The 26,766-nt window shown below is 49.1% G+C and carries 25 protein-coding genes; 20 read left to right on the forward strand and 5 right to left on the reverse strand.

From position 1 onward, the window contains the following. Window positions 1-139: 139 nt before the first annotated feature. Window positions 140-1,090: an aldo/keto reductase gene (locus EKM96_RS01385; protein ID WP_125638694.1), complete on the reverse strand. Its 951-nt coding sequence runs from the start codon at window positions 1,088-1,090 to the stop codon at window positions 140-142. Between the two features lie 172 nt (window positions 1,091-1,262). Here EKM96_RS01385 and EKM96_RS01390 point away from each other — a divergent pair, with 172 nt between their 5' ends. From EKM96_RS01390 to EKM96_RS01430, 9 genes are all read left to right on the forward strand, one after another. Then, on the forward strand, window positions 1,263-2,021 hold the full coding sequence (locus EKM96_RS01390) for an ABC transporter ATP-binding protein (protein WP_125638697.1): 759 nt from the start codon (window positions 1,263-1,265) through the stop codon (window positions 2,019-2,021). Window positions 2,022-2,035: 14 nt separating this feature from the next. Beyond that, complete coding sequence (locus EKM96_RS01395; RefSeq protein ID WP_125638699.1) at window positions 2,036-3,847, forward strand: FtsX-like permease family protein; 1,812 nt, start codon at window positions 2,036-2,038, stop codon at window positions 3,845-3,847. A 29-nt stretch (window positions 3,848-3,876) separates the two neighbouring features. Beyond that, window positions 3,877-4,251, forward strand: coding sequence for a GntR family transcriptional regulator (locus EKM96_RS01400; RefSeq protein WP_061776604.1), 375 nt, complete (start codon window positions 3,877-3,879; stop codon window positions 4,249-4,251). Between the two features lie 600 nt (window positions 4,252-4,851). After that, window positions 4,852-5,205 (forward strand): YrdB family protein, encoded by a 354-nt coding sequence (locus tag EKM96_RS01405; RefSeq protein ID WP_125638702.1) that lies wholly within the window; start codon window positions 4,852-4,854, stop codon window positions 5,203-5,205. After that, window positions 5,202-6,032, forward strand: a complete 831-nt coding sequence (locus EKM96_RS01410) for an ABC transporter ATP-binding protein (RefSeq protein WP_125638704.1) — start codon at window positions 5,202-5,204, stop codon at window positions 6,030-6,032. Before EKM96_RS01405 ends, EKM96_RS01410 begins: the two co-directional genes overlap by 4 nt. 101 nt (window positions 6,033-6,133) lie before the next feature. Next, a complete protein-coding gene (locus EKM96_RS01415; protein WP_125638707.1) occupies window positions 6,134-6,538 on the forward strand; it encodes an iron-sulfur cluster biosynthesis family protein in 405 nt (134 codons plus the stop codon). A gap of 157 nt (window positions 6,539-6,695) precedes the next feature. Continuing rightward, complete coding sequence (locus tag EKM96_RS01420; protein WP_225417544.1) at window positions 6,696-7,985, forward strand: collagen binding domain-containing protein; 1,290 nt, start codon at window positions 6,696-6,698, stop codon at window positions 7,983-7,985. 136 nt (window positions 7,986-8,121) lie between these two features. Then, a complete protein-coding gene (locus EKM96_RS01425) occupies window positions 8,122-9,915 on the forward strand; it encodes a heavy metal translocating P-type ATPase (protein WP_125638712.1) in 1,794 nt (597 codons plus the stop codon). 117 nt (window positions 9,916-10,032) lie between these two features. Beyond that, window positions 10,033-11,568, forward strand: coding sequence for a multicopper oxidase family protein (locus EKM96_RS01430; protein WP_061776608.1), 1,536 nt, complete (start codon window positions 10,033-10,035; stop codon window positions 11,566-11,568). Window positions 11,569-11,664: 96 nt separating this feature from the next. Here EKM96_RS01430 and EKM96_RS01435 read toward each other — a convergent pair whose 3' ends face one another. Further along, window positions 11,665-12,003, reverse strand: coding sequence for an ArsR/SmtB family transcription factor (locus EKM96_RS01435; protein ID WP_125638715.1), 339 nt, complete (start codon window positions 12,001-12,003; stop codon window positions 11,665-11,667). A gap of 71 nt (window positions 12,004-12,074) precedes the next feature. On the opposite strand from EKM96_RS01435, the gene EKM96_RS01440 reads away from it, so the two are divergent. Then, the gene (locus EKM96_RS01440) at window positions 12,075-12,680 is read left to right on the forward strand and encodes a CadD family cadmium resistance transporter (RefSeq protein WP_125638718.1); all 606 of its coding nucleotides are present in this window, start codon (window positions 12,075-12,077) and stop codon (window positions 12,678-12,680) included. A 187-nt stretch (window positions 12,681-12,867) separates the two neighbouring features. Here EKM96_RS01440 and EKM96_RS01445 read toward each other — a convergent pair whose 3' ends face one another. Next, window positions 12,868-13,899, reverse strand: coding sequence for a YeiH family protein (locus EKM96_RS01445; protein ID WP_125638721.1), 1,032 nt, complete (start codon window positions 13,897-13,899; stop codon window positions 12,868-12,870). A gap of 113 nt (window positions 13,900-14,012) precedes the next feature. Here EKM96_RS01445 and EKM96_RS01450 point away from each other — a divergent pair, with 113 nt between their 5' ends. The 6 genes from EKM96_RS01450 to EKM96_RS01475 all read left to right on the forward strand — a co-directional run bounded on the left by EKM96_RS01450 (window position 14,013) and on the right by EKM96_RS01475 (window position 21,247). Next, window positions 14,013-14,885 carry a LysR family transcriptional regulator gene (locus EKM96_RS01450; protein WP_125638724.1) on the forward strand — a complete coding sequence of 291 codons (873 nt, stop codon included), beginning with the start codon at window positions 14,013-14,015 and terminating at the stop codon, window positions 14,883-14,885. Window positions 14,886-14,991: 106 nt separating this feature from the next. Continuing rightward, window positions 14,992-16,188, forward strand: a complete 1,197-nt coding sequence (locus EKM96_RS01455; RefSeq protein WP_125638727.1) for an MFS transporter — start codon at window positions 14,992-14,994, stop codon at window positions 16,186-16,188. Between the two features lie 1,145 nt (window positions 16,189-17,333). Further along, complete coding sequence (locus EKM96_RS01460; protein WP_125638730.1) at window positions 17,334-18,194, forward strand: helix-turn-helix transcriptional regulator; 861 nt, start codon at window positions 17,334-17,336, stop codon at window positions 18,192-18,194. 131 nt (window positions 18,195-18,325) lie between these two features. Continuing rightward, the gene (locus tag EKM96_RS01465; RefSeq protein WP_125638733.1) at window positions 18,326-19,957 is read left to right on the forward strand and encodes an ABC-F family ATP-binding cassette domain-containing protein; all 1,632 of its coding nucleotides are present in this window, start codon (window positions 18,326-18,328) and stop codon (window positions 19,955-19,957) included. Between the two features lie 318 nt (window positions 19,958-20,275). Next, window positions 20,276-20,914, forward strand: a complete 639-nt coding sequence (locus EKM96_RS01470) for a zinc ribbon domain-containing protein (RefSeq protein ID WP_125638736.1) — start codon at window positions 20,276-20,278, stop codon at window positions 20,912-20,914. A gap of 120 nt (window positions 20,915-21,034) precedes the next feature. Further along, window positions 21,035-21,247: a hypothetical protein gene (locus tag EKM96_RS01475; protein WP_125638739.1), complete on the forward strand. Its 213-nt coding sequence runs from the start codon at window positions 21,035-21,037 to the stop codon at window positions 21,245-21,247. Between the two features lie 60 nt (window positions 21,248-21,307). On the opposite strand, the gene EKM96_RS01480 is transcribed toward EKM96_RS01475, so the two are convergent. After that, window positions 21,308-23,020: an aryl-sulfate sulfotransferase gene (locus EKM96_RS01480; protein ID WP_125638743.1), complete on the reverse strand. Its 1,713-nt coding sequence runs from the start codon at window positions 23,018-23,020 to the stop codon at window positions 21,308-21,310. Between the two features lie 208 nt (window positions 23,021-23,228). Here EKM96_RS01480 and EKM96_RS01485 point away from each other — a divergent pair, with 208 nt between their 5' ends. From EKM96_RS01485 to EKM96_RS01495, 3 genes are read left to right on the forward strand one after another with little or no spacing between them, the layout of a single operon-like run. Further along, complete coding sequence (locus tag EKM96_RS01485) at window positions 23,229-23,603, forward strand: GntR family transcriptional regulator (RefSeq protein WP_125638746.1); 375 nt, start codon at window positions 23,229-23,231, stop codon at window positions 23,601-23,603. After that, complete coding sequence (locus EKM96_RS01490) at window positions 23,600-24,493, forward strand: ATP-binding cassette domain-containing protein (protein WP_125638749.1); 894 nt, start codon at window positions 23,600-23,602, stop codon at window positions 24,491-24,493. Before EKM96_RS01485 ends, EKM96_RS01490 begins: the two co-directional genes overlap by 4 nt. Window positions 24,494-24,507: 14 nt before the next feature. Next, a complete protein-coding gene (locus tag EKM96_RS01495; RefSeq protein WP_125638752.1) occupies window positions 24,508-25,446 on the forward strand; it encodes an ABC-2 transporter permease in 939 nt (312 codons plus the stop codon). Between the two features lie 136 nt (window positions 25,447-25,582). Here EKM96_RS01495 and EKM96_RS01500 read toward each other — a convergent pair whose 3' ends face one another. Beyond that, window positions 25,583-25,933: a DUF2200 domain-containing protein gene (locus EKM96_RS01500; RefSeq protein WP_125638755.1), complete on the reverse strand. Its 351-nt coding sequence runs from the start codon at window positions 25,931-25,933 to the stop codon at window positions 25,583-25,585. A 367-nt stretch (window positions 25,934-26,300) separates the two neighbouring features. On the opposite strand from EKM96_RS01500, the gene EKM96_RS01505 reads away from it, so the two are divergent. After that, window positions 26,301-26,741 carry a nucleoside 2-deoxyribosyltransferase gene (locus EKM96_RS01505; protein WP_125638758.1) on the forward strand — a complete coding sequence of 147 codons (441 nt, stop codon included), beginning with the start codon at window positions 26,301-26,303 and terminating at the stop codon, window positions 26,739-26,741. Window positions 26,742-26,766: the final 25 nt, after the last annotated feature.

Consider the following 26,766-nt stretch of genomic DNA (forward strand, 5'->3'; position numbering starts at 1 on the left):
TTGGCGAGCGAGTAATCACTCGCCCTCAAGAACAACTTCAGTTTACCACCAATTTAGACAACGTCAACCCCTTTTTAAAAATATTTTCACACAAAAAAGCCGGACATTTCTGTCCGGCTTAACCGTGTTACACCAGTCTTTATGGTAGGTAATTGCCCGCAGCAAAGTACAGGTCGTACCATTCTTGTTTGGTTAAGGTGATGTCCGCACCGGCGGCACTGTCCTTGATATGGTCGGGATTCATCGTCCCAAGTAAGACCTGGATGTTGGCTGGGTGGCGGAGAATCCAAGCGGTCGCAATCCCGTTCTTGGAGACGCCATATTTGTCGGCTAATTTCTGTAATTCGGCGTTTAGCTTAGGGAATTTCGGATCGTTAATGAACATCCCTTCAAACAGACCGTATTGGAAAGGTGACCAGGCCTGAATGGTGATGTTGTGACGCCGAGCAAATTCCAACATACCGCCATCGGTGATGGCTGGTGAGTCGTCCATGTTAACCCGTAAGCCAGCGGTGACCATTTGGGCATGGGCGGCGCTGAACTGAAGTTGATTGAACATTAACTTCTGATCAACGGCGTCTTGAACCAGTAGGTATTGTTGGACATTGAAGTTAGAAACCCCAAAGTGCCGAACCTTGCCAGATTGTTGGAGGTCGTTAAAGGCATCCGCAACTTCTGCGGGCTCCATCAGGGGATCTGGCCGGTGCAATAGGAAGGCATCGAGGTAATCGAGGCCCGTCCGTTCAAGAATGCCATCCACGGCATCCAATAGGTGTTGCTTCGAGAAGTCATAGCGTTGGCCAAAGACTAAGCCATCGTGACTCCGTTCGGGGTCTAAGACGATGCCACCCTTTGATTGAATGTAAAAATCATCGCGCTTCAGGCCGGAAGCCTTGAAGGCCTCCTTGAAGATCCGTTCGGATTGGCCGTCGCCGTATATGTCAGCAGAATCAATGTAGTTGATGCCAGCCTCGTGAGCTGCTTGTAAGGCCTTCGTAGCATCCGCAACGGATAAGGTACTCATGCGCATAATTCCTAAGGCAACTGCGGAAGCCTGCCAGTCGGTACCGCCTAAGCGTCGTTGTTTCATTAGAAAAAACTCCTTTGCTGTCAAATTTATAACTCCACTTATTAGTTTACACGTTTTTGGTGGGCAAGGTCTAACGGCCGGCTCAGAAAAAAGAGTTGACTTTTTTATGGCAACCGTTATAGTTAATTACACAAGTAACTAACCAATAAACCAAAGAGCGAGGGAATTTAAAATGACAACAAATACTGTAGTTAGCGTCAATGGGTTGGAAAAGACCTATGGCAAGGCAAATGAGCGTCAGTATCGGGCATTAAAAGATATTAACCTGACCGTCGAACAAGGGGAGTTTGTCGGCATCATGGGGGCCTCTGGTTCCGGGAAGACAACGCTGCTGAACATGCTTTCAACCCTAGACGTTCCCACTAGCGGCGACGTTGTGGTTAATGGTCATGACGTGACGCAGATGCGAGGGAACCAGTTGGCAGACTTCCGGGCTCAAGAGGTTGGGTTCATCTTCCAAGACTTCAACTTGTTGGAAAGCCTGACGGCCGAGGAAAATATTGGCCTGCCACTGGCATTACAGGGCACGGCCTCACAGGTCATGGATCAGGCGATTTATGAGGTCGCCGCAACGTTATCAATCAGTGATTTGTTGCAAAAGTACCCCTCAGAACTATCTGGTGGGCAAAAGCAACGGGTCGCTGCGGCCCGGGCCATCGTTCATCATCCAGCCATTCTCATGGGGGATGAACCAACTGGGGCCTTGGATTCCACGAGTGCCCGGGAACTGTTGGATCTGTTAACGACGATTAACCGTGAACAGGCGATGTCTGTCCTGTTGGTTACGCATGATCCGTTCTCGGCGAGCTTCTGTCAACGGATCTTGTTCATCAAGGATGGGGAGATTGGGTCGGAGTTACGGCGAGGCGATCAGGACCGGCGAGAATTCTATCAAGAAATCTTGAATGAACTTGGCACGTTTAACGAGTAGGGGGAACGGCATAAATGTTAGGTAAATTAGCACTGGCCGGGATTAAAAACCGGCGGCGAGACTACTTGGTCCTGCTCGCGGGGTTGACCATGTCTGCAGCCATCTTCTATATGTTTGCCAATCTGGCAACCAACCAGGCCTTTATCAAGGCCAATGCGGCCATTCGTTCAGCCAATATTATCTTTGGCTTCGGGGCCGTTCTGTTGATTATTATCACGGTCGTTTACTTGATGTATGCGAATAGCTTTTTGCTGAGCATGCGGCAACACGATTACGGTTTATTCATGATGTTAGGGGCAACCCGTAAGCGGGTTGGCCAGTTGGTCTTCTTGGAAACTTTAATCTTGGGGACAGTCGCGACAGCGATTGGGATCGGGCTGGGACTACTGATGAGTAAGTTCCTGGTGGGATTTCTCTTGGATCTGTTGGGTCTACACCTGGCGCATCTGACCTCGTTTTACGTGCCCGCCATCCTGGCGACGGCCGTCTTGTATGTGGGACTCTTCATCCTGGCATCGGTCTTTAATCTATTCCGGTTAACGCGAACGACCGTTTTGAAGCTGTTACACAGTGATTCCGAGGCCAACCAACCTCAGGTTAAACCGGGACGCCAGTTTATTCAGGCAATCTTGGGTATTCTGAGCCTGGCGGTAGGGTACTGGGCCCTGGCCAACATTAAGATGTTGATGATATCAGCGATTCCGGTAGCTCTGGTGACGATTACGATCGGGACCTACCTATTATTCAAAGCGACGATCCTGATGGTCATCCGCCAATTACGCCGGACGGCTTGGTCAAAGAAACACTTGAATGGGTTCCTCTTGGGCCAACTGAACTTCCGGGTCTATAACTACACCAGGATGTTAACGATTGTTTCCTTGTTATTTGCCATGGCCTTGGGGGCCATCACCGTGGGATCGGGCTATCATCGCCAACTCCCACGGGTCGTTGACCACTTTAGCGGCTACTCCGTTGCCTTACACAATGTGTCTGGCAAGGAGGAAAAGTTAATCGATCAGCTACACGTTGCTCATCAGGCGACCTATACGCAGAAGCGACAGGGCAAGGTCGTGGCCTATAACGCGGACGAGTTTGAACGGCAACCGTTCGAACAACAACGTTTTTCAAAGAACGGTCAAAAGTTGATTGGTTACGACACGCAGTCGCTGAAGGCCTTCAAGAAGTCCGGGATTAAGGAAATGGACTTTATGGCATTAGCGTTGACTAGTGCCGGTCCTTACGCCCCCCAGATCCTGTCTGCTAGTCAATTTAAACAGCAAAAGGGGACCAAGATGACGGTCACGGTGATTCGGGTCACCAACTTTACCCGTGACATGGCCGTGCTAAAAAAATTGAATAAGATTGAAACGTCGCGGTTTGCTCAACCATCGTACATGACGGTGGGGAGTTATCAATCCTTTGAGATGATGACCGGCTTTTTCGGGGGCTTCGAATTCATTGGCTACTTCCTGGGGATTGCCTTCTTAGCAATGCTCGCCTCATGCCTCATGTTCAAGATTCTTTCCGGCGCGCCTGGCGACAAACAACGTTACCGGATGTTGTTTAAGATCGGCGTGCGGCAAAGCAAGATGCGCCAGGGGATTGCAAAAGAAATTGGGATTTTATTCCTGATTCCTGGTATCATGGGTGTAATTGATGTTTTGTTCGGGTTGCAAATGTTTAAGCCGCTGATGGCATCACCGATGAGCCCTTATCTGGGAATTGGTAGTACGTTCCTGATTTTTATTGGTTTGTATGTGATCTATTACTTCATCACGCTGGCTCTATATTGGCGAATTGTGTTACCACAAGCCACGAACGACTAACTGAGTTCACAAAGAATGTGGGAAATTGTATGAATTTTAACTTTGATAGTCCGGAACCCATTTATCTGCAGGTGGCGGAGCAGATGGAAGACGCCATCTTTATGGACATTTATCGTGCAGGTGAACAGGTTCCGTCGACGACGGAAATGTCCAAGGAATTTCATATTAATCCGGCCACCGTTTTGAAGGGGATCAATCGGCTAGTTTCTGCTGGTATGATCGAGAAGCGTCGTGGTGTGGGAATGTTTGTGACGACTGAGGCTGCCGATATGATTCGGGAGAAACGGCGGGCAGAATTCTTCGACCGCTACGTTAGTCAATTCACGAACGAGGCCCGAAAGCTCAACCTCTCAGAAGAAGATGTTGTGGCTTTAATTAAACGTGGATACGAGCATGATTCTTAGGAATCATGCTTTTTTCTTTGAAAAAATACGATCCGAGATGGTTGGAAAAAGCTGAATTTTATATGAGTTAGTTTGTTGGATAAGGCGATTCAAGAAAAATGGAGGTCTATCGTAGAGGAAAGTGGCTCGCGAAGTTATAGTTCCGGTAAAATGCTAAGAGTCCATCGTGAGCCAACGAGGTGATAATGTGGCGAAGCCGTTTATACAATACAAAATTAGTCAAAACGTTCATTGGTATTTAAAGAAGGTCAACACCCGATTCCCTTTTCTTAAATATTGGCTACCCACTGATTTAATCATCCAGTTGGTCATTTTGATGTCGGGCAGCGTTGTCCCAGCATTTATTGTTTGGGGGATGACATCAACCTGGAAATTTGACCGATACGCCTATACGGTTATGTTCCTTTGTTTCTTTCTAGGCGTTGTCATGTGGATTGGAGCAGTGGGCAAGGTTTGGATGAAATGAGAAAATGCCAATTTTAGAATTCAATTGCTGGTGTCAATAAAAACGTTAAAGATATGTCTAAAAAGATGCAGGAATCTAACGGGTTCGAGAATGGTAGAAAACAAATCTTGAATTTTTTAAAGGAGTTGAGCTAAATGCATATTCTTTTTCAAATTAATGCGCTGTTAAGATTCTTAGTAGAAATGATAACCCTAATAACAGTAGCTTTTGTAGGTTTTACAAAATATAAGTTACCACTTAATTTACTGATGGGGATTCTAGTGCCGATTGCAATTTATGTGATTTGGTCTATTTATATGGCTCCTTTATCACCAAACAGAGTTGGCCTACTTTTGAGAATAATGATTGAGATTATCATTTTTGGCCTCTGTGATTATATGATACTAACTAAAATATCAGTTCGTGTAGGGATTGTATATGGAGTTGTTGTTGGTCTGAATGCAATAATGGCACACATTGGAGATGGAATATATGGCAGTAGTTTATGAAATGGAAAATGTTTATCAAAAATACAAGGGCGAAAAAATATGCAAATAAAAATATTAGCTTGGATATAAAAGATAATCAAATTGTTGGTTTCTTTGGTGAAAACGGTGCAGGAAAATCAACATTAGTTGATGCAATGGTAGGGTATCGCACCATCGATAAGGGAACCATATTATTTGAAGGGAAGAGTGTACAGGATTCATTGGAGTATATTCATCGTAATGTTTCATATTCAACCCAAGCACCACTAACTCTTGGATTTATGAAAGTTTATGATATCTTAGTAACTACTGCAAGATTACGTGGAAAGGATAAACGCGCCGCAATAGAGCAAGCTGATCTATGGTTAAATCGCCTGGGAATATCTGCAATTAAAACCAGCAGATTGCAAAACGTCTCTGGCGGTCAGCATCGCTTAGTAGGTTTTGCTACGGCCTTGATGGGGGACTTTACAACGCTAATATTAGATGAACCTACAAATGAACTAGACCCAGAGAAGCGAAGATTGCTTTGGTCATCCCTAGTTACTTTAAAAAAGGAACTTGGTATTACGATTATTGTTGTCACACATGATGTGGATGAAAGTGAGGAGTTTATTGACAATGCAATCTTGTTTAGCCACGGTCAGTTAGTTGCACAGGGGACACCAGCATATTTTAGTGAGAAGTCTAACAATTCTCATCGAATGAGTTCGGCAAAATTCAGTTCACGAATCGTGGTTTTGAATCATGGAGAAGTCGACGACATGGGATCGCATCGAGAATTAATGGCACGTCGAGGACTATATCAACAACTCTTCACAGCTCAGGCACAGTACTATCAAGAATGAACGGATGAGTTGAAAGTCAATCTGTTTACTTTGACGGGTAGCCGTGGTTAAATTGAGTTGTGCACAATTTAATAACAACTAGTAAGAAAGAAGGGGTTGTTGTGAAGTTAACCTTGAAGGATGTTGCTTTACATTACTTGAAGGCGACTGTTTCCCCCAATGCCGTGTTGTTACTAACCACGGACGATGGGTCGAACCGGTACTCGACCATTGGTGGGACCTGCGCCATTGGCGATAAATTTCAGTTTGTGGCGTTGACCGCCGGAGACCCGGACTATGATTTGCCCATCGAAAACAATGCCGGCCTAACTATCTGGACGAATGCCGATACGGCACTCTACCTGGGTAACGGTTTAATCCTTGACCGCGTCTTCAATCAACTGGCGTTGCGTGATGATAGTGGTGTACTGGATAGTGCCGTGGGTCTAATCACGTATACCGCCGCAGAAAAGTCTGATCTGGACCTGAAAAAAGAGATGCAGACGTTAGGAACGCGTATCTGCTAACCCAATATTTCCGATGATGTGGTGACTCGCTTCAGAGTTGCCACTTTTTTTAACAAAAAAACACATCAACCCTTAGGAAATGTCCCATACAGTATTGCCAAGCTAAAACGGATACGCGTATACTCAGGGTATGCAAAAGTTGTGGGAGGGGATTTTTTTGAGTAAAAATAGTAAAGTCTTACGACTAATAATCGGACTTGTTAGTTTGATTGCTTTGTTAGTTGTGAGTCAGGTTGCCACGCCTGCCGAGGCGGCCACTAATTATAAGGGGTCAGACTTCACGACGTCGGCTAGTGTCACGAATGGACCCGACTTTAAGCACGCGGATACCATTGATATTCAGTACAATCTGAATTTTGGGGAGACGCCGATTAAAGACGGGGACACGATCACGTTGGATTTCCCAGAAAACTTGAAGGGGAAGAAGCCTGGGGACACCTTTGACGTAACCGATCAGGATGGTACGGTGATTGGTAAGGCCGTTGTTTCTGATACCGGCGTGGTCATCACGATGAATGACAAGCTGGAGGGCAAGACCAACGACAAGTTGACCTTGAATCTGGCCACGAAGTATCGTTACGAAGATACCGGCGAGAAGGACGTTGTTTTCCCATTGGAAAATAACGGCAGTAGCACATCAAAAATCAACATCGTTTCAGACGATGCCAACCTTTCTAAGAAGGGGACACTGCAGGATGATGGCACGGTCAAGTGGACCATCCTGGTCAACCGGAACGAATTGAAGTTAGACAACCTGGATATCTCCGATACGATTGGTGACAACCAAGAAATGATTCACGGCGTCACCGTCAGCAACGGGACCTGGGTTAACACGACCACGTACAAGCGTGAGAAGCCAGAAATCTCCTCTGATGAATACAAGGTTACATACAATGATAATGGGTTTGACCTGTCTTTCAACGATCCGGTCAGCAACCTGATTGTCATTGACTACTACACGAAGGTTACCGATCCTTCGCTGATTCATTCCGGTTACAAGTTTAGAAACAATGCCGTGATGGAATGGGGCGCAGGTAACTCCGGTGATCGGAATTCCGAAGAAGCCAATGGGAAGGTTTCCTCATCGACAGGTAACAGCGGTTCCGGTGGCGGGGACACCAACGAAACCGATGAAGAAGAGGAAGAAGAAAATACTGGGACCATTGACACCGATGGGGGCTCTGAAACGGACAAGGAAGAAAAGGACCGTGAGGGTGCCGAACAAAATGCCAAGAATGAGGCTGACGAGAAAGCCGCCGCTGCCAAAAAGGCCGCTGCAGCTGCCAAGGCCGCAGCCTTGAAGCCTAGGGCCGCTAGTGTCACTAAGCATGCGGGCAACACGAAGTTACCACAAACCATTGACAACAATGGTTGGGTAACGACTGCCTGGGGCTTGAGCATTGGCTTATTGACCCTTGGTGGTGCCGTCATTCGGCGTCATTTCTAAATAGAACGCTTAAGGCTCGGAGCAATCCGAGCCTTTTTTATGACCCAATTATTAGCGGGTGAATGATCAAGAAGTGCATTAAGTCACAAGCATTGGTATACTCGAGGTAAATTGATGGGATGAAGGAGACGATGGGATGCAACGACTTAAACAGTACTGGCGATTCTGGTTCGTGATCGTGCTTGGGACAATTGCCCTGTGGCTTCAGTTTGTTCAGCATCAGGGACGGATTGCCCAGTGGATTGTCACTGGAGTGGGTATTTTGTTAGCTATTTTGATGTTTATCGAAATGGTTCAGACCCTGCGCTCTGGCAAATTTGGGGTGGACCTGTTGGCCATCACGGCGGTTGTGGCAACACTGGCCGTTGGTGAGTACTGGGCCGCCTTGATTGTTCTGCTGATGTTGACCGGGGGAGATGCCCTGGAAGACTTTGCTGCCAGCAAGGCGAATAGTGAGCTCCAGGAATTGTTGAATAATTCACCGCAAACTGCCCATCGTTTGGTCGATGATCAGGTGACGGATGTGCCGGTGGCTGCCGTCAGCGTTGGCGATCAACTGATGGTCCGTCCGGGTGAAGTCATGCCGGTTGATGGAACGTTGATGACCGGCCCAACGACGGTTAACGAGTCCTCACTAACTGGTGAGGCTCGCCCCATCGATAAGGCTGCTGGTCAGACGGTTATGTCCGGTAGTGTCAATGGCGAGGCCTCGGTGGTTTTGCGCGCGGATCAAACCGCCGACAATAGTCAATATCAAAACATCGTTCGTTTGGTGAAGCAAGCCGAAGCCCAGCCGGCTAACTTTGTTCGGATGGCGGACCGGTATGCTGTCCCATTTACCTTGCTGGCCTACGTGATTGCAGGCCTGGCCTGGTTCTTCTCCGGTGATCCCGTTCGGTTAGCAGAAGTATTGGTCGTGGCCTCTCCTTGTCCACTGATCTTGGCGGCGCCGATAGCGCTAATTTCCGGGATGAGTCGGGCCAGTCGTAATGGGATCATTGTGAAGACGGGGACCACGCTGGAAAAATTAGCTCAGGTCAAGACCTTTGCCTTTGATAAAACCGGGACGATTACGCAGGGCCAATTACTGGTCGACCAGGTGGTTCCGGTGACGGCAATCACCGCCGATAAACTGTTACAGCTTGCGGCTAGTACCGAGCAGCATTCCGGCCACGTGTTGGCCCAGTCCATGGTCGCGGCCAACGAGCAGCCACTGTTAACGGCAACGGATGTTCAGGAGACCACGGCCCGGGGGGTGCAAGCCACCATTGACGGCCAATTGGTTAAGGCGGGGAAGGCCGACTTTGTGGCGGAAACGTCGATTGAACGGCCCGACCAGACGGCTGTCTTCGTGTCGATTGCCGGCATTTACCAAGGGTACGTGAGCTTTAGTGACCGTGTTCGGCCGGAGGCGGCCACCACGATGCGGGCGCTTCACGAGTTAGGTGTGTCCAACCTGTTGATGATTTCTGGGGATCGCCTGGCTATCGCTCAGGCTATCGCCAAGGAAGTTGGCATCGATCAGGTGCATGCCGATCGGTTGCCGGCAGAAAAAATCGATGTTTTGACGGAGCTCCCTAAAGAGCAACGGCCGGTCGCCATGGTTGGGGATGGGATCAATGATGCCCCTTCCTTGGCAATGGCCGATGTCGGGATTGCCATGGGCGCCCATGGGGCGACTGCGGCGAGTGAGTCCGCCGATGCTGTGGTGCTGAAGGATGACCTGACGCGAGTGAGTGTCGCCCGTAAGATTGCCCAGGATACCATGCGGGTTGCCAAACAGGCGGTGTTGATTGGGATCTTTATCTGTACTGGGCTGATGATCATTGCCAGCTTCGGAGTCATTCCCGCGATCATTGGTGCGGTCTTCCAAGAAGTGGTGGATACCGTGACGATTCTCTATGCACTACGGGCGCGGAGCGAACGTTAACCTTTTCAATCAATTAAACTAAACGAATTTTTCCGGCCGAAACTTTTCGTGTTCCGGAATGGATGCGGTATCATGGACATGTAAGATTTTTCAATAAATCGTAGGGGAGCCTTAAAGATGACAAAATCAATTAACACCGATTATTTCTTTGATGAAGCGGCATATAACACCCATGACGGGGGCTATGTGCCACTGGCAGAACCGAAAACGCCACAACAACCGTTGCGGATTCCGCCCTTATTGAAGCCAGACAAGGAAACGGCAACGGATACTTATTACACGGTCGAAGCCCAGGCTGGGGAAACGCAACTTCTCCCAGGTAAGAAGACGAAGACCTGGGGCTACAATGGGTCGTTACTGGGCCAAACGGTGGTCTTTCCTAAGGGGAAGACGATGCATATTGATTTAAAAAATAGTTTGCCAGAGTTGACCACGTTCCACTGGCATGGTCTGAACGTTCCCGGGCCCTATACCGATGGTGGTTGTCACGCCCCAGTTTACCCCGGGAAGACCCGGCACATTGATTTCAAGGTTGACCAACCGGCCGCAACCTTGTGGCTCCACGCCCATCCGTGTCCATCGACGGCCGAACAGGTTTGGCATGGCCTAGCTGGGTTGGCATTGGTTACCGACGAAGAGGAAGCCAAGTTACCATTCCCACGGAACTATGGGGTCGACGACATTCCGTTGGTTTTGCAAGACCGGCGGTTCCATGAAGATAATCAATGGGATTACGAAGCAGACTACGATCCAGACGGTGTGCAAGGCCCAACGCCAATGATTAATGGCACGATCAATCCATACTTTGACGTCTCGACCCAACGGATTCGTTTGCGGATTCTCGATGGGGCGAACCGGCGTGAATGGCGGTTGCACTTCAGTGACGATCTCCCATTTACCCAAATCGCCTCGGATGGGGGCATCTTGCCTAGTCCCGTGAAGTTTACCCACCTGATGTTGACCTGTGCCGAACGGGCCGAGATCATCGTTGACTTTGGCGATGTCACCCCTGGACAAACGGTCACCTTGTATAGTGATGACGTGCCAATCGTCCGTTTCCGGGTTCACGACTTTGCCGCGGACGATGTGACGTTGCCTAGCCACCTGGTCGACATTCCCGATCCAAGTGTGACGCCCGATATGCCCGTCCGGAAGGTCGTCATGTCCGGGATGGACGAAGCAGTTATGATGGATGGCAAGAAGTTTGAAATGCAACGGATTGATGCCAGACAAAAGGTTGGTAACGTTGAGCTTTGGGATGTTACCAACACGAATGATATGGAAGGTGGCATGGTCCACCCATTCCACATGCATGGGACACAATTCCTAGTGATCTCACGGAATGGGCATGCGCCATACGCCAATGAACATGGGTTCAAGGATACCGTTGGGGTTAATCCGGGTGAAACGGTTAGACTGAAGGTTTGGTTCGACAAGCCCGGCGTCTTCATGTATCACTGCCATATCATCGAACACGAAGATGGTGGGATGATGGCGCAAATCGAGGCCTTTGACCCCGACCATCCACAAACATACAAGCTGATGGACATGGATACCTTGATGAAGGCGGTCGCGGAAGAACGGGGCATCGACGTCAAGGACCTCCATCTGGCTGGGATGAGTTCATATGAGAAGATGGGGATGAAGATGTAAGCATCCAACGAACCATGGGGTTCCTTGCGACTTCGTTCTAGTTAAGTGAAAATGAGTCACAAAAAAGCTGTTTGGAAGTAAAATTCCAAACAGCTTTTATTGACCATGCTTCTTGCCTCGCAGCACGTGGTCAACGTGGGCCAACGTTTCATTCACGATATCTAAGATATGGGGATCGTCCAACTCGTAAAAGTTTTGCTTGCCAACCCGTTGGGCGGTAACCAATTGTTCCTTCTTCAGCAAGGCCAATTGGTGGGACACCACCGATTGTTCGACGTTAAGCAACTCGCTGAGTTGACTGACATTGAGTTCCTGTTGTTCCAGCAAATAGAGAATTTGGAGGCGGGTGGTGTTACTGAGGAGTTTAAAGATATCTTGTGAGGCCATCAAGGATGGCTGAGCAATCAGATGTAGCTCTTTTTCAGAATCTGCCATAAAAAAGCTTGCTCCTTTCATATGTACATGTTAACATATGTTAAAGATAACATACATAGGGAGATGGGATGATGTACAAGACGATTTTGACCGGAGTCACGGCATATATCTCTACCGGACTTGATTACCTAGTTATTCTAATGGTAATTTTCGGCCGCGTAAAGCACCAAGATCGCTGGTTGGTCTTGATTGGAGACTTTTTAGGGACCATCGTTCTGGTCGGCAGTTCACTGGCCCTGGCATTCTTCCTAGGATTCGTGCCGGCACCCTGGTTGTTAGGCTTGTTGGGACTCATTCCCATTTTCTTAGGAATTAAGCTCTGGGTGCAAGGGGATGACGATGACGAGGCAGCCATTGCGTCGAAGGTGACGGACCCCAAGAGTCTGATTGGCAGTGTGGCCCTCATCACAATGGCCACGTGTGGGGCCGACAACGTGGGGATTTACGTTCCCCTGTTTACGACGGTCGCCACTAACGAAATTCCGTTAATTCTGGTGACCTTCGCGGTGATGGTCGTGATTTTCTGGGAACTCGGTTATCGACTCGCCTGTTTACCTAAGGTCGCGGCGGTGTTGGACCGGCAGGGACGGTATATTACGGTGGCCGTGTATATTCTATTGGGGCTCTATATCCTTTGGGATAACGGCACCGTCCAACATCTATTAACAATCAAATAAAGAGAGTGGGACGAAAGGCGGTTAGCCGGCGAGCATTAAGGCTGTTAACCAAATAATCCCGGTCTTGGATTGTTTGGTTAACAGTTTTAAGCGGAACCGGGTGCCTTTTTTCGCACGTTTCGGCCATATAAATGGGTACACAAAAACAGAGTCTGGGGTTTTGTCCCAGACTCTGTTTAGTTGGCGATTAGAAGAACCACTTACTGGCCAGCGTCACGCCAGTTAACAAGACTATTGAGGAGAGGGTTGCGGCTAGGAAGGCATTACCGCCGCGCTGAAAGATGACCCGGAAGTTGACACTCATTCCCAAGGCGGCCATGGCCATGCCAAGGAAGAGATAGGCCAACTTAACCAGTCCAGCAATCGTGGTGGCCCCTAGTGGTAACCAGGTTCCAAGAATACTGGTTAGGAGGAAGCCCGCCATGAACCAGGGGATGGGGAGCTTGGTGTGCTCATTGGTCGTTGAGGCAGAGGCCGTTTGTTTCTGATACCACCAGCCAATGATTAAGGCGGCTGGGGCTAATAGAAGAACCCGGGAAAGCTTGGTGATGATGGCGGTATCCAGGCTTACCGGGCCACCGGCACTGCCGGCGGCAACGGCGTGGGCAATTTCATGTAACGACCCACCGGTCATGACACCAAACTGAACCGCGGAGAGATGAAGGAGGGGCTTGAGGCCGATCTCAATCAAGGTGAAGACGGTCCCCAGAATAGCGACGATGGCGACGGCCAGGACCTCATTTTCTCGTTGGCGTTCTGCCTGTTCAGGGGCCACTTTAATTTGTGGCGAAACACCCATCACGGCGGCGGCCCCACAGATGCTGGTCCCGGTTGCCGTCAAGATGGCCAGCTCGCGGTCAACGCCTAGCTTGCGGCTAAGGTTATAGGTGAGTAGGACCATCCCAGTCACCACAACTGCTGCCAACGTGATGGTTTTGACGCCGGCTTGGGCGAGTTGAATCAGATTAAGCTTGAATCCCAGCAGAATGATGCCTAAACGTAGGAATTTATTGCTGATAACGCCAATACCGGCCCGGTTAGTCGCAATGGCGCGTGGGGCAACTTGGAGGGCCATGCCGAGTAAAAGGGCGATGACCAATGCGCCGACCAGGTTGAGGTAAGGGAGCTGAGCCAAGGTGCTACCAGCAACGGCGCATACCAGTGTGAGTGCGGCGGCACCCCAGAAGCTACGGGTGATTAAGATGGTTCGACTATTCATGATGAGTCTCCTTCACTAATAATTGATGGTTTAAGTTTACTGGAATGTGGTTATAAGATAAAATTGGGATATTTAATAACGTTATAAATATGACTTATGAAGGAGATCCGATTATGCTTGATGCTCGTTATCAGACGTTCCTGGTGTTATCACAGACCCTATCCTATACCCAGACGGCCCACAGGCTTTACATCACTCAGCCGGCCGTGACCCAGCAGATTAAAAGCTTGGAAGCTGAGCTTGATGTACAATTGGTCAGCTATCAACGCCCTCATTTGACCGTTACCTCGGCGGGAACCGAACTGGCGGCATTTGTGCAGCGGGTTCAAGTTGAGGCCGATAAATTGGTGACGGGGCTACGGACGCCGCAGGGGCGGCAGTCCTTAACCTTTAGCACCACATTGTCTCTAAGTGAGTTTCTGGCGCCGCGGTTGATTCAAACTATTCAGGCGGCGACGGCCCTCAGGCAGATTAACTGTCAGGTGACGAATACGCGGACGGCGCTAACCGCCATCGATCAAGGAACCAGTGACTTTGCCCTCATCGAGGGTAACTTTGATAAGCAACGTTACGATTACCGGGTTGTGCGCCAGGAACCCTTTGTTGGGGTGGTGGCGAGCACAAGTGACCTCGTCGGACAAACGATGGTCTCTTGGCGAGACTTGATTGACCAGCCATTATTGATTCGTGAACTGGGTTCAGGAAGTCGCGACATTTTGATTAGTCTGGCTCAGGCGGCCAACGTGGATCTGGCGGACTTTAAACAGGTCATCACCGTGAACAACCCCGCGGCAATTCGCCAATTGTTACTGCGAAATGTTGGGGTGAGCTTTGTTTATCGGTCGGTTGTCGCCGATGAATTGGCCGATGGGCGGTTGCATGAATTGCCGTTGGCGGCCGGAACGGTGATTCATGATCTGGCGTTGGTCTATGCTAAGGACAGTTTCTTTGCTAGCGATTATCAACGCTGGGCCCAGAAGTTGTAAGCGATGTTGCCCATTAATAGATAAGCATATGATTAGACATTCTAGCCTGAATATTGGTACACTCATAATATTGTTCAAAAAAATTTATGAGAAGGGGTGAGCCATCGTGACGAAAAAAACGAAACGGGCCATTTTTATCTTAATATTCAGTGAATTTCTAGTCTGCTTGGGAATTAGTTTAGTTATACCGGTAATGCCATTTATCAAGAATCAACTTCATTTAACCGCAACGGATATGGGGATCATGAACTCGCTGTTCGCTTTTGCTCAGTTCGTGGCGTCACCCCTGGTGGGCCGGCTCTCCGATAAAATTGGTCGGAAGCCAGTCCTGACCACCGGACTGGTTCTATACATGGTGTCAGAGGTACTTTTCGCCCTGACCAACCAGTTATGGGTTTTCAACATTTCACGGCTAATTGGTGGTCTTTCCGCCGCAATGGTGGTGCCGACTGCCATGGCCTTGGCGTCAGATATTACGACGAAGCATCAGCGGGCACGGGTCATTGGCTGGCTCTCGGCCGCCTTTAGTGGGGGCCTAATCTTAGGACCCGGCATCGGGGGCATTTTGGCCGGAATTAGTTACAAGACCCCATTCTGGGTGGCCGGTGCCTTGGGCCTGCTCAGTGCCATTGTCTTGGCAAGCCTCTTACCAAGCGATGCCGAGACGCGGGACACGGTGACGGAAACAACCGAGTCCACCACACCGACGGCCCATCCAATGAGTCGGGCATTCTGGACGGTTCCCATTATTATTCTCTTTACGATGATTTTAGTTTCGTCGTTTGGTCTTCAAGGATTCGAAAGCATTTATAGTATCTATGTTAATGAGGTTTTCCATTTTAGTTTGAGCAACATTGCGATGGTCTTAACACTGAATGGTTTAATTTCATTATTCCTTCAGGTTGCCCTGTTTGATACGTTTGTGAACCGGTTCGGTGAACGGCGGGTCATTCGCGCATGCTTCTTCTTGGGCGCCGTTGCAGTCATCTGGATAACTCAGGCTCATTCCAAATTGGAAGTTATGATTGCGACACTGATCATCTTCTCAGCGTTTGACCTCTTGCAGCCGGCGATTACCACGCTGTTGACCAAGGCGAGTGAATCCAACCAAGGGCTCATCAACGGGCTCAACATGTCGTTGACGAGTGTTGGTAACATTGTTGGACCCATCATGTCGGGGATGCTTCTTGATATGAATACCCACTACCCATACCTGGTAGTGGCCGTCTTCTTGGTTATCTCTTACCTGATGGCGTTCATGTTAAAACAACCAGACCAGGCTAAACCACAGCGAGTGGAATAATCCGGTTTTTAATCTTATATTGGGTCGCCGAAGGCGGCCAGACGCCACCCCATGTGGCAGACCTGAAGCCGGAGAGGCGGTCTTCAGGGCAACTTTGAACCGCACTAAAATCGTGTGGTTCAAAGATTGGCCAAGGGCCTAAGCTAGGAATATCACCCAGCTAAGGCCCTTTACACGGGGTTCTGTCTGGCCGCCTTCGGCTTGGAATCGACCGTTGCATTCACACAACCGGTGTTTGATTGGTTGAGGTTAGGCGATTAGCCAGCATTTGGCAATACGATAAGTATTACTGAGAAAAGATGATGGCCATGTTGTTAGCCAATGACCGAGTGGTAGGCGTGCTTGACTCTTTAGTCGTGGTTCTTACTAGATTCGGGTCGCTCTTTTAGAAATGGTTAGTTAAGTTATCATCATAACGTTCCGGCATGGCTGGTGACGGACGGTTGTTTCACAATGCTGGATTGGAGCCAAAGGCGGTTAGGAGCGGAGTCCTGTGAAAGTGGTGTTAGGACGGTGGGCTTACCGGCCTTACAGCACGGGCCGACCTTCGAGCTGTCCGTTTCTTGGACGGCTTGAAGGCGAGCTGGGAGACCGGTCTGTGGCTCCCGGCGGGCCCCATAGGACGCAGCTCCTAACCGCCGTCGGCGGTCATTAATGAGGAATAAAAGCAACTTAACAAAAAGACGTCCGGACAATTCCGAACGTCTTTTTGCTCCCCCAAGGCTCCAATGGCCATGGACTATTCTGCTGGTCGTGTGTCGCTCATCCGGAGCCCCAAGCGGCGGACGAGTGCAGAACGATTGTTAGTTGAAAGTGGGTGTTGCAACGGCCGATTCCCCCAATCGACCGAAGACCACGATGATTGTTTAGTGAAACGCTGACTAAGATTACGGCTCCTAATCAGCGGGCAACGGCCAGGATGACCTCACTCCCCCAAGCGAGATGGCCTAACTTGATGTTGCAAGTTCATTGTACCGAGTAAATGGTAAATGGGTAATCCAGTAATATAGTAATTGGATTACTAAATTTAACCATCTTCAAGATGGATGTGGTACGCTGTGGGTACAAGGAATCAGAAATTGGTCTATTTGGGGTTGAGCGAAATGTATTCGCTTACATAGACATCGAATTGGGAGGGATAACAGATGCCACGTCCATATCACGAGCGATTAGACTTTACTTTGGCGCTACCACTACGGGTGATTGCGCACGGGACGTGTGGACCAAAATTGGTTTTACCACATTGGCACCAGGCTGTCGAGTTGGCCTATCCGTATCGCGGCCATCCTGGCACGGTACACATTGGGCACTCAACTTTTGAGATGCAGGAACGCCATGTCTATGTGGTCAATTCGGAAGTGGTCCACAGCTACGAGACATTCTTGGATGAGGATAATCAGATTGTCACCCTGTTATTGCCAGCCGCTTGGCTACGGAACGTTGTGGCCGATAAGCAACTGCCAATCTGGGGGCCATTAGATCTTGACTTGAGTTTACCGGCTTATCAGGAACTTGGTCAGTATGTCGATACCTTGGCGACAAATGCCGTGACGGATCCTGATGACCGGGCCGATTACCTGGCCAGCCTGGGAGCAGAGTACCAGCTGGTTGGTCAGTTATTGAAGCATCTGACGGTGAATGGCCAGGTGACGACCGACCAATTACCATTGCCGGAACCGCTGCGTCAGGCGGTTGGCGAGTTGCAACAAAATTACGGGTCGGCCGTATCTATTGCCGATTTAGCGGCAAGCTTAAACTATTCCAGTGTCTACTTTTCCCGATACTTCAAGGACTACATGGGCATTTCACCCAAGGCTTATCTGGGGCAGATTCGGCTGGAACGAGCGGCAGAGCTCTTGATGACGTCGGATGAGTCGGTCCAAAACATTGCGATGAAGACGGGCTTTCGGACGGAGAAAAACTTCTTCGTGACCTTTAAGCAACGCTTCCAAATGACCCCGAAGACTTACCGTGAAAGATATGCGGCGCAACGGGCTTGGAGCTAGCGCGATCATTGCTTAACCCTGTTATTTATGGTAAACTATGCCAACATGTCATAACGAATATGAGTTGAAACCAACGTCGCCGTTAGTCAGACACGTTGGTTTTTTACGCAAAAAAACAGGAGGTATCGTTCATGTTAACCGTCAACAATGTCAGTATGCAGTTCTCCGATCGGAAACTCTACGACGACGTTAATTTAAAGTTCACCCCGGGTAATTGTTACGGGGTCATCGGCGCCAATGGGGCCGGTAAGTCAACCTTCCTCAAGATTATTGAGGGTAAGCTCAAGCCAACGACGGGGACGGTATCCATGGGTCCTAACGAGCGGATGTCCAGCCTGAACCAAGATCACTTTGCCTTTGAAGATGAAATCGTCATGGACACCGTGATTCGTGGACATCAGAAGCTTTACGACATCATGACCGAAAAGAATGCGCTGTATCTGAAGCCAGATTTTAGCGATGCCGATGGGATCCGTGCCGCTGAACTTGAAAGTGAATTCGGCGAAATGGGCGGTTGGGAAGCCGAATCCGAAGCCAGCCAAATGCTACAGGCCCTGGGGATCGACGAGTCTTTACACAACGTCTTGATGAGTGAATTAACGGAACCCCAAAAGGTTAAAGTCCTTTTAGGCCAAGCGTTGTTTGGTCATCCCGATGTTCTGCTTTTGGACGAACCAACCAACGGGCTTGATGTGCAATCGATCAGCTGGCTAGAAAATTTCTTAGCCGACTATGAAAATACCGTTATTGTGGTTTCCCATGACCGGCATTTCTTGAACCAGGTCTGCACGAACATGTGTGACGTGGACTTCGGTAAGATTACGCTGTTTGTTGGGAACTACGACTTCTGGATGGAATCTAGCGAGTTGGCTGCTCAATTGAAGGCCAACGCTAACGCTAAGAAGGCCGATCAGATCAAGCAGTTACAAGAATTCGTGGCAAGATTCAGTGCTAACGCCTCCAAGTCTAAGCAGGCCACTTCGCGGAAGAAACAACTGGAGAAGATCACGTTGGATGACATCAAGCCATCCTCACGGAAGTATCCTTACATTAACTTCACGCCGGAACGAGAATTGGGGAATGACCTGGTTCGGTTGGAACACGTGTCGAAGACCATTGATGGGTCAACCATTTTGAATGACGTGAGCTTCACGCTTCGTCCTGGTGAGAAGACGGCGTTCATCAGTCGTAACGATGTGACGACGACCACTTTGATGCAAATCATTGCGGGCGAGATGGAACCCGACAGTGGCACGGTCACTTGGGGTCAAACCACCAGCTCCACTTATTTGCCACGTAACGTGAACGACTACTTTGCTCACAATGAATTGAGCGTTCTCGACTGGTTACGTCAGTTCGCTTCTAAAGAGGAGAGTGACAATACCTTCTTACGAGGGTTCCTTGGGAAGATGCTGTTCTCCGGTGACGACGTGAACCGTGAAGTCGACGTCATGTCCGGGGGCGAAAAGGTCCGGGCAATGTTATCTAAGATGATGTTGAGTAAGGCTAACGTTTTGGTTCTAGATGATCCAACCAATCACTTGGATTTGGAATCTATCACGGCCCTGAACGACGCGTTGGTTTCTTTCAAGGGAAGCATCTTGTTTACCTCCCATGACCACGAGTTCATTCAAACGATTGCGAACCGGATTATTGAAGTGACGCCTAATGGAATTGTCGATCGGGCCGACACGACCTATGATGAATTCCTAGGTCATGACCAGGTTCAGGATCAGGTTGCCGCTTTATATGACGCCAAATAATTAATTAGTTGATGAAGCACTGTGCTCGTCGCTCGCTGACAGCTGGTGCTTTTTTTGTGGGTTAGAACCCCATTAAGGCAAAATCGGTTAATAAACGCAGGTTGTCAAAGATGAAATAATCAACTATGATAATTGATGAATATTTTAAACGTTCATAACGGCGTGTTTCTGGTCGTTTAAGGACCGTCCATACTAGGTGATGGCGACGTTGGCTGACCCGTTAGGTGTTGGTTAGTCGCGATCAATTCATAAGAAATCAGGAAAACTCGAGATGTTCGCTGATCGCGGCATCTCAATACATAAGGTGGTAAAAAGAATATGGCAGAAAAATTTTGTCCCAATTGTGGGGCCTCAGTCCCAGTCGGTGCAGCCTTTTGCCGGAACTGTGGGCATCAATTCAAGACGCAGGTCGACGCTCAGGCCACTGGCGCGACAGATAACGCTGACAGCACGGAACCGGTGACGACGCCGGCGCCAACGCCACAGACCCCGGAATCACCCCAGCATAAATGGTTAGTGATCATCGGCGCCGTGATTGGTTTGGCGGTTGTGATCGTGATTACCATGTCAGTTGTCTTCCAGAAACAACAGGAAGCGAAGCAGCGGGCCGAAGAAGCCTCTGTGTCTCGTAAGAGTAGCAGTAAGGCTGCCAGTGAATCGCGTGTTCAGAGCCGGGAGAAGTCGTTGGCCACCGATGCAGTCGATCCCGTGACGGATGTGGTGCAGAACCAATTTGATCTCGATGCGAAGTGTACGGATGTCACGATTGAAAGTAAGAGCGGCAATCAGTACATGGGTTACGCCAAAATTTCGGATGATTATGATGATGAAACCAGTGTGGATGTGACCGTTACCGACGTTAAGTACGACAAGTCGGTTTCCGTTTACATTGATGGTGATGACCATACGAAGTTGACGGATACCTTTACCAGCAACGATGATGATGACGATTATTAAATTGATGATTAGGATGGGCCTAGTGCTCATCCTTTTTTGGTTTAGTCCACGTTAAGCAAGGGCGATTATACTGGAATCAACCTTAATCAAGGTGACCCTAGTGAAAGGCGGTGGAAAACCGTGCAACCTGTTCGTGGACCAAAACGTTGGTTGGGACTGCTGGTTGTCGGCATTATTTTATTTGCCGGTGGTGGCGGAACGGGCTATATGTTGGGGCAGCAACAAGCCAAGGCCCAACAAACGTCGCAATTGAAGAATGCTCCCAAGGGAATGACGGGTAAACGCCCTAGCAAGCCGGGCAATGCCCCAAGCAACGATAGCAGTAGCAATTAAGTCGCGGCCTAAAAGCCAGAAAAAAACGCTAGACGGTGAAAACCGTCCGGCGTTTTTTCGCTACTTAATGGCTGTTAACTGTAGATTGTTTTGTGGATAGAGGGTCATCCGTTGGGCGCGGTAACTCCAATCACCGTGGGCGAACTTCGACCGATCAACATCGAAAACAACGCGGTTGGACTTTCGGTTAACCTCAACGAATTCACTGCGTTTACCGGCATCGGCATAGCCAAAGCCAATCAGGGTGTTACCCTTACCGACGGCGTAGCTACTGCCGACAATATTCGTGAAGTTTCGTTTGCCGAGCGACTGCCCGAAGCTCCAGGTCTTAGTAACCGTGCGGTTTAGTTGGTCAATGTTTACGATAGTTCCGGCAGACCATTGTCTGGACTGCTTCGTCTGACCACGAGTCACGGGGACGTTGTTGTCGTAAAATTCTAGGGCCAACCGATGCCCCTGATGGGTGGCCGTTTGAATGAGTCTTACGGCATGTTGGCCGCCGTTATATTGATAATGCTTTGTCGTTGGCTTAAGCAGGTAGTGGCGATACGATTTCGGTAATTTCGCTGGTGCGGCGAGGATCCATTTGATCTTGGTTGTTCGGTAATTAATGGCGAAGATCATATCTTGATTTCGTCCCGAAACGATGAGCTCGTCACGCTTAGCGTCGTAGTACATGGAATTTTGATGGAACCAATCGATCTTGCCATCCGGGCGGGTTGTGCCGGTGTAATCCTCATAAGCTGACTTGGGTAAAATACGCTTGAGATCGATGACTTTGACAATTTTCCCGGTCTGAAAATTCAATTCAATCATGGTGTCCTCAACGAATTTCTTACTACCATCGTCCACCGTTAGGAGTAAATGATGATTAGGGAGCTCGATAGCATCGTGATGGATGACGGTATTGGTGGCCAGTTTGTGGGGATCTTGTTTGGTTGGAAACAGACCGCTAAAGTTAACCTGACGATACACACGGCCATAATAATCGGTTTCGCGTAAGGCATTGTATTTGTGTGAGTTAGGCGAGATTTTGGTCAGGACCAACAAATGATCGTTGCTGAGGCGCTTGAACACATGGGAAATCTTGGCGGTGCTATACCAACGAATCCGGCCCCGGGCATCGAGGCCATAGGTGATGCCCTGACTGCTAACGGCAAAGGTGAGTCGGGCATGCCCCTGACCCAGTGCCATTTGTTGCGGATGACTGGTCTTGAGCTGATTGTGGCCGATAGCCTTTGGTGCGGCGGCCGTGGTTAGATCGTATGTAGAGGTTGACTGATGTCCATTTTTTTGAGTAAAGGTCAAGCGGACGTGGTTGGTACGCCCGGCGTATAACCCAAGTACCCCAACGCTATGAGCCCGGCGATAGCCTTTGATTTGGTGGGTGATGGTCGATGCCGTCGTGTCGCCGGGAACCGTCACCGTTACGCGGGTCGCCTGGTTGGTCTTAACTAGAATGAGCCCGGAGAGGGGACTGGTGCGATAGGGGTTGATCATGGTTTTGGCGTGGTCGATTCCTGGTGTCAGCCGCCGCAGATTCGACCGGTATTGTTTGGTGAGTTGATTGGTGGTGGCAGTATGCTTGGTGGAGACGCCCGCTCGTAGGTTCACCTTAATCTGATTGGTCGAGAGCACATCGGTTCGTTGATATCGTTGATGGACCAACATTAGGCGGCGAATGTTATGGCGCTCGTGATAGGCACCCAACCCGCCAATTAGCAAAACGACGAGAAGAACCGTCAAGCCAATTTTCCATTTTCGTTGTTTCAAAATAAAGAACACTCCCTTGAATAATTCATGCTGCAATGAGTTTACTATGGTTGATCTTATCAAGAAAATTATTACTTGACAACCGTCGATTTGGGAACGGTTACACAAAATTTAGCCTAATTTAATTGGTAAAAGGGGTTGTCAATTTCAGTGTACTAGGTATAATAGTACACACAGAACACAGGCAAACACCTGGGAGGGATGAAGCATGCAAGTCAGCCATGCGTCGGGATTGGCCTATTATGAGCAATTGGTACTACGCGTTAAACAACAGATTGTGCAGGGAATTTTACGACCGGGCGACAAGCTGCCGTCGGTCAGAGAAATGGCTCGTCAGGAACAGCTGAATCCCAACACGGTCAGTAAAGCCTACAAGCAATTGGAATCCCAGCACGTGATTACCACCGTTCACGGACGGGGGACCTACGTGGCAGATGCCACGACCACACCGGGTGATAATGCCCAGGTTGTGGCCACTAAGAAGCAATTATTAACACTACTCACGGAAATCCGGTACCTTGGCGTGCCAATGGATGATGTGGTGAGTTGGATTAAAACGGCCTATGAGGGGGTAGAAAAGTGACATTACAAGTGAAGCAGTTGGCAAAGGAAATTGATGGACGGACGATCATCGATCAGATCAGCTTTGATTGGGCACCGGGCGAAATCATTGGTTTGGTTGGCCGGAACGGTGCCGGAAAGACCACCTTATTTCGGACGATGATGAATCATTACGTGGCGGATACCGGAACGGTGACCGTGGATGGGGTTGATTTACATAAGGTCCCAGCACAGCAACGCCAGGTCTTCTTCATCGATACGCAATATAACTTCCTGGATAATTACCGTCTGCGTCAGCTGCCAGACATGTACGAGCTGGTTTACCCTAACTTTGACCGTGAACGCTATGCAGCATTACTCGTGAAGTTTGAGCTTAAGGAAGCCGACCAGTATCGTCGGTTGTCCAAAGGGATGCGGGCTCTGGTTAACCTGATCTTGGCGTTAACGTCGAATGCGACCTACATTATTTTGGATGAACCCTTTGATGGATTGGACGTTATCGTTCGGGAAAACATTGCCACGATGGTGATTGACGAGATTGCTGAGGAGAAAAAGGGATTCCTGATTTCCTCACATGATCTGAATGAGCTGGACGGTCTGAGCGATCGGGTACTGCTTTTGAAGGAAAACCGATTATCGCAAGATTACAACCTGGAAGAGGTTCGGGAACATGCCAAGAAGCTTCAGCTGGTCCTGAAGGATCGCGAAATTCCAGCGGTTTTGAAGGAACACAGTCATCTGATTCGGGTTTCTGGGCGGGTGCTTGTGGTCGTGATTACCGATTATACCGATGAGATTGATCGGCAATTACGGGCATTAGAGCCAGTCTTGTTAGAAGAATTGCCATTAACCTTGGAAGACCTCTTCCGGGCTAACCTAGCCCATGACACCGGCTACCAAATGATGAAGTAGGGGGACGCGAAAACATGAATAACTTAGTTAAATTAATCTGGCGTCGTCAGCGAAACACCCTGTGGTTTGCCTTTGGCTTCACGTTGTTGGCAATCGGCATAATGACGGGGATGACCGTTAGCAATTTAAGGTCCACTGATGTCCTTGAGCTAGTGGGGGATTCGATTCAACGTTGGGAAATGTATAGTGGTGATTACTTCAATGCCTATTCGAATATTCTAATCTTTATTTACTGGTTGGTTGGGTTGTTACTGATGAATCGCGATTTGAAGGATAACTTCAACCAGTTCCTATTCACCAGTGGCTATTCGCGCCGCCGGGTATATTGGACCAAATACTTCTTGGCGCAGGGCTTCTTGCTAGTCACAACCGTGGCTGGGATTGCCGTTCAGTATGGCGTTGCCGCTGTGATGTTACCTAGTGGCATTGGGTTTCATTTGGCCTGGGCCGGGGTGTTAACCTCCTGGTTGGGGGGCCTGTTGATATCCTGGCTATTCTTCGCCATTACCTGGTTTGCGGCGCTAATCGTTGGTCAGACGGCGTCCTTGTTGGTCACGGCGGCTGGGTTTACCCTGTCTTCGTTCGGCACTTTGCCAATTTATCTTAAATTGGTCAACAATAAGTTTTGGCATTTATCTGAAGGGCAAACCCTAGTCTTGGGATTTGTCTTGATGTTCCTGGCCACGGCTATTCTGATTGTCTGGGGATCCTGGTTGTTCCAACGCCTGTCACTCGAACATAATGGCGAATATCTGTTGTTCCCCAAGCTACGGGTTCCGGTCTACATCGTCTTTGTGGCCTACCTGACCGGGTTAGCGGCGGTCAACGGGTTGCCAATCACCATCGCTATTACCTTTATCTTCACAGTGGTATTCGGCTATGCTTGGCTATGGCGGCCAAAATTGGGTGAAAAATGGCATCAGTATCAACAACGGCATTCGGCTAGAGAGTAGGATTGAAACGCATCACATGAAACGGTGATGACGGCTTGGGGAAGCCGCTTGTTGCCAAAGGGGAGCGTCACGATCGTTGGGGAATGAGCGTGATGACAATAAAGAAGGTCCGGCCGATTGGCCGGACCTTCTTTATTTAGTGTCGTAAGATTTTGACCAGCGGTCGTCCCTTAGCGAGTTCATCCACAAGTTTGTCGAGATAGCGGGTGCGTTGCATCAGGGGGTCGGCGATCGTTTCGACCCGAACACCACAAATTGTGCCGGTGATGAGGGTCACATTGGGATTGATTGTCGGGGCCTGGTCGAAGAATTCCGCCAAGGTCACGGGTTCCGCTAATTGGCGATTCAGCTCGGTGGGGTTATAACCGGTCAGCCACATGATGATCGCGTCTAGATCGTCAGTTGAACGTTGCTTCTTGGTAATCTTCTGCTGGTAGAGGCCATATATCTTGCTGAATGGCATCTGGAAAAGCTTGGGATTGGCCATGGCGGCTCCTTTCGTTAAGACAGTTCTAGCAGGACAAGGTTAATTTAGGTCCAGTTTAGCAATTTAATCATAAACAAACAAACCGCAATTTATATGATTTTTTTTAAAAGCTATTTTGTCGGCAGGTTAACCGATTAACGTCGGCTGCTCCCACGTTACGTGGGATTGACGGCAGATCTTGAAGTCCGTATAATACCGAATAAGTTCAAAGACACCCTTTCAAATTGGTCCCGTGAGGCTAATAAAGGTTCGATAGCAAGTCCATCCCGTGGGATGGATCTAGCGGCCTGCATCCAAACGGGATGGGGCCGCTTTTTTTGCGGGTCCAGGGGGTTAAATACTAGTTAATTAAAGGAGTTTTTCGATTATGGCTCAGATTTATATTGCAAGTCCGTTCTTCAGTGATGAACAGGTCGATCGTGTCCAACGCGTTGAGGCCGCCTTGACAGCCAATCCAACGGTCGTTGATTTTTACTCGCCCCGCTTGAATCAGGAAACGGCTAACGATCAGTTCACCAAGCCATGGGCAAAGGAAATTTACGAACGGGATATGACTCAGATTGCGGCTGCCAGTCTGATTGTGACGGTGCTCGACTTTGAAGCCGCCAATGTTGATTCCGGGACGGCGTATGAACTTGGCGTGGCCACGATGAGTCACAAACCGATCATCGCCGTACAGGAAAAGACGGAACGCGTCAATCTGATGATTTCCGAGAGTGTTCACTGGTACACCCAAGACGTCAAGACACTTGAAACGTATGACTTTAACGACTTACCTGCCAACGAGTTTAATGGTGAAGTTCTGTAAATAAATCGCATTGAGAGAAGGATGA

The sequence above is a fragment of the Levilactobacillus tangyuanensis genome, from assembly GCF_003946545.1.
Classification (GTDB): domain Bacteria; phylum Bacillota; class Bacilli; order Lactobacillales; family Lactobacillaceae; genus Levilactobacillus; species Levilactobacillus tangyuanensis.

What these genes read in the sequence shown, in the direction of transcription:
- EKM96_RS01505 (WP_125638758.1), top strand. Translation starts at nt 26,301, where the DNA reads ATGGCTCAGATTTATATTGCAAGTCCGTTCTTCAGTGATGAACAGGTC.
- EKM96_RS01495 (WP_125638752.1), top strand. Translation starts at nt 24,508, where the DNA reads ATGAATAACTTAGTTAAATTAATCTGGCGTCGTCAGCGAAACACCCTG.
- EKM96_RS01470 (WP_125638736.1), top strand. Translation starts at nt 20,276, where the DNA reads ATGGCAGAAAAATTTTGTCCCAATTGTGGGGCCTCAGTCCCAGTCGGT.
- EKM96_RS01460 (WP_125638730.1), top strand. Translation starts at nt 17,334, where the DNA reads ATGCCACGTCCATATCACGAGCGATTAGACTTTACTTTGGCGCTACCA.
- EKM96_RS01410 (WP_125638704.1), top strand. Translation starts at nt 5,202, where the DNA reads ATGAAATGGAAAATGTTTATCAAAAATACAAGGGCGAAAAAATATGCA.
- EKM96_RS01485 (WP_125638746.1), top strand. Translation starts at nt 23,229, where the DNA reads ATGCAAGTCAGCCATGCGTCGGGATTGGCCTATTATGAGCAATTGGTA.
- EKM96_RS01445 (WP_125638721.1), bottom strand. Translation starts at nt 13,899, where the DNA reads ATGAATAGTCGAACCATCTTAATCACCCGTAGCTTCTGGGGTGCCGCC.
- EKM96_RS01435 (WP_125638715.1), bottom strand. Translation starts at nt 12,003, where the DNA reads ATGGCAGATTCTGAAAAAGAGCTACATCTGATTGCTCAGCCATCCTTG.
- EKM96_RS01395 (WP_125638699.1), top strand. Translation starts at nt 2,036, where the DNA reads ATGTTAGGTAAATTAGCACTGGCCGGGATTAAAAACCGGCGGCGAGAC.
- EKM96_RS01400 (WP_061776604.1), top strand. Translation starts at nt 3,877, where the DNA reads ATGAATTTTAACTTTGATAGTCCGGAACCCATTTATCTGCAGGTGGCG.
- EKM96_RS01405 (WP_125638702.1), top strand. Translation starts at nt 4,852, where the DNA reads ATGCATATTCTTTTTCAAATTAATGCGCTGTTAAGATTCTTAGTAGAA.
- EKM96_RS01465 (WP_125638733.1), top strand. Translation starts at nt 18,326, where the DNA reads ATGTTAACCGTCAACAATGTCAGTATGCAGTTCTCCGATCGGAAACTC.
- EKM96_RS01385 (WP_125638694.1), bottom strand. Translation starts at nt 1,090, where the DNA reads ATGAAACAACGACGCTTAGGCGGTACCGACTGGCAGGCTTCCGCAGTT.
- EKM96_RS01440 (WP_125638718.1), top strand. Translation starts at nt 12,075, where the DNA reads ATGTACAAGACGATTTTGACCGGAGTCACGGCATATATCTCTACCGGA.
- EKM96_RS01450 (WP_125638724.1), top strand. Translation starts at nt 14,013, where the DNA reads ATGCTTGATGCTCGTTATCAGACGTTCCTGGTGTTATCACAGACCCTA.
- EKM96_RS01390 (WP_125638697.1), top strand. Translation starts at nt 1,263, where the DNA reads ATGACAACAAATACTGTAGTTAGCGTCAATGGGTTGGAAAAGACCTAT.
- EKM96_RS01500 (WP_125638755.1), bottom strand. Translation starts at nt 25,933, where the DNA reads ATGGCCAATCCCAAGCTTTTCCAGATGCCATTCAGCAAGATATATGGC.
- EKM96_RS01430 (WP_061776608.1), top strand. Translation starts at nt 10,033, where the DNA reads ATGACAAAATCAATTAACACCGATTATTTCTTTGATGAAGCGGCATAT.
- EKM96_RS01425 (WP_125638712.1), top strand. Translation starts at nt 8,122, where the DNA reads ATGCAACGACTTAAACAGTACTGGCGATTCTGGTTCGTGATCGTGCTT.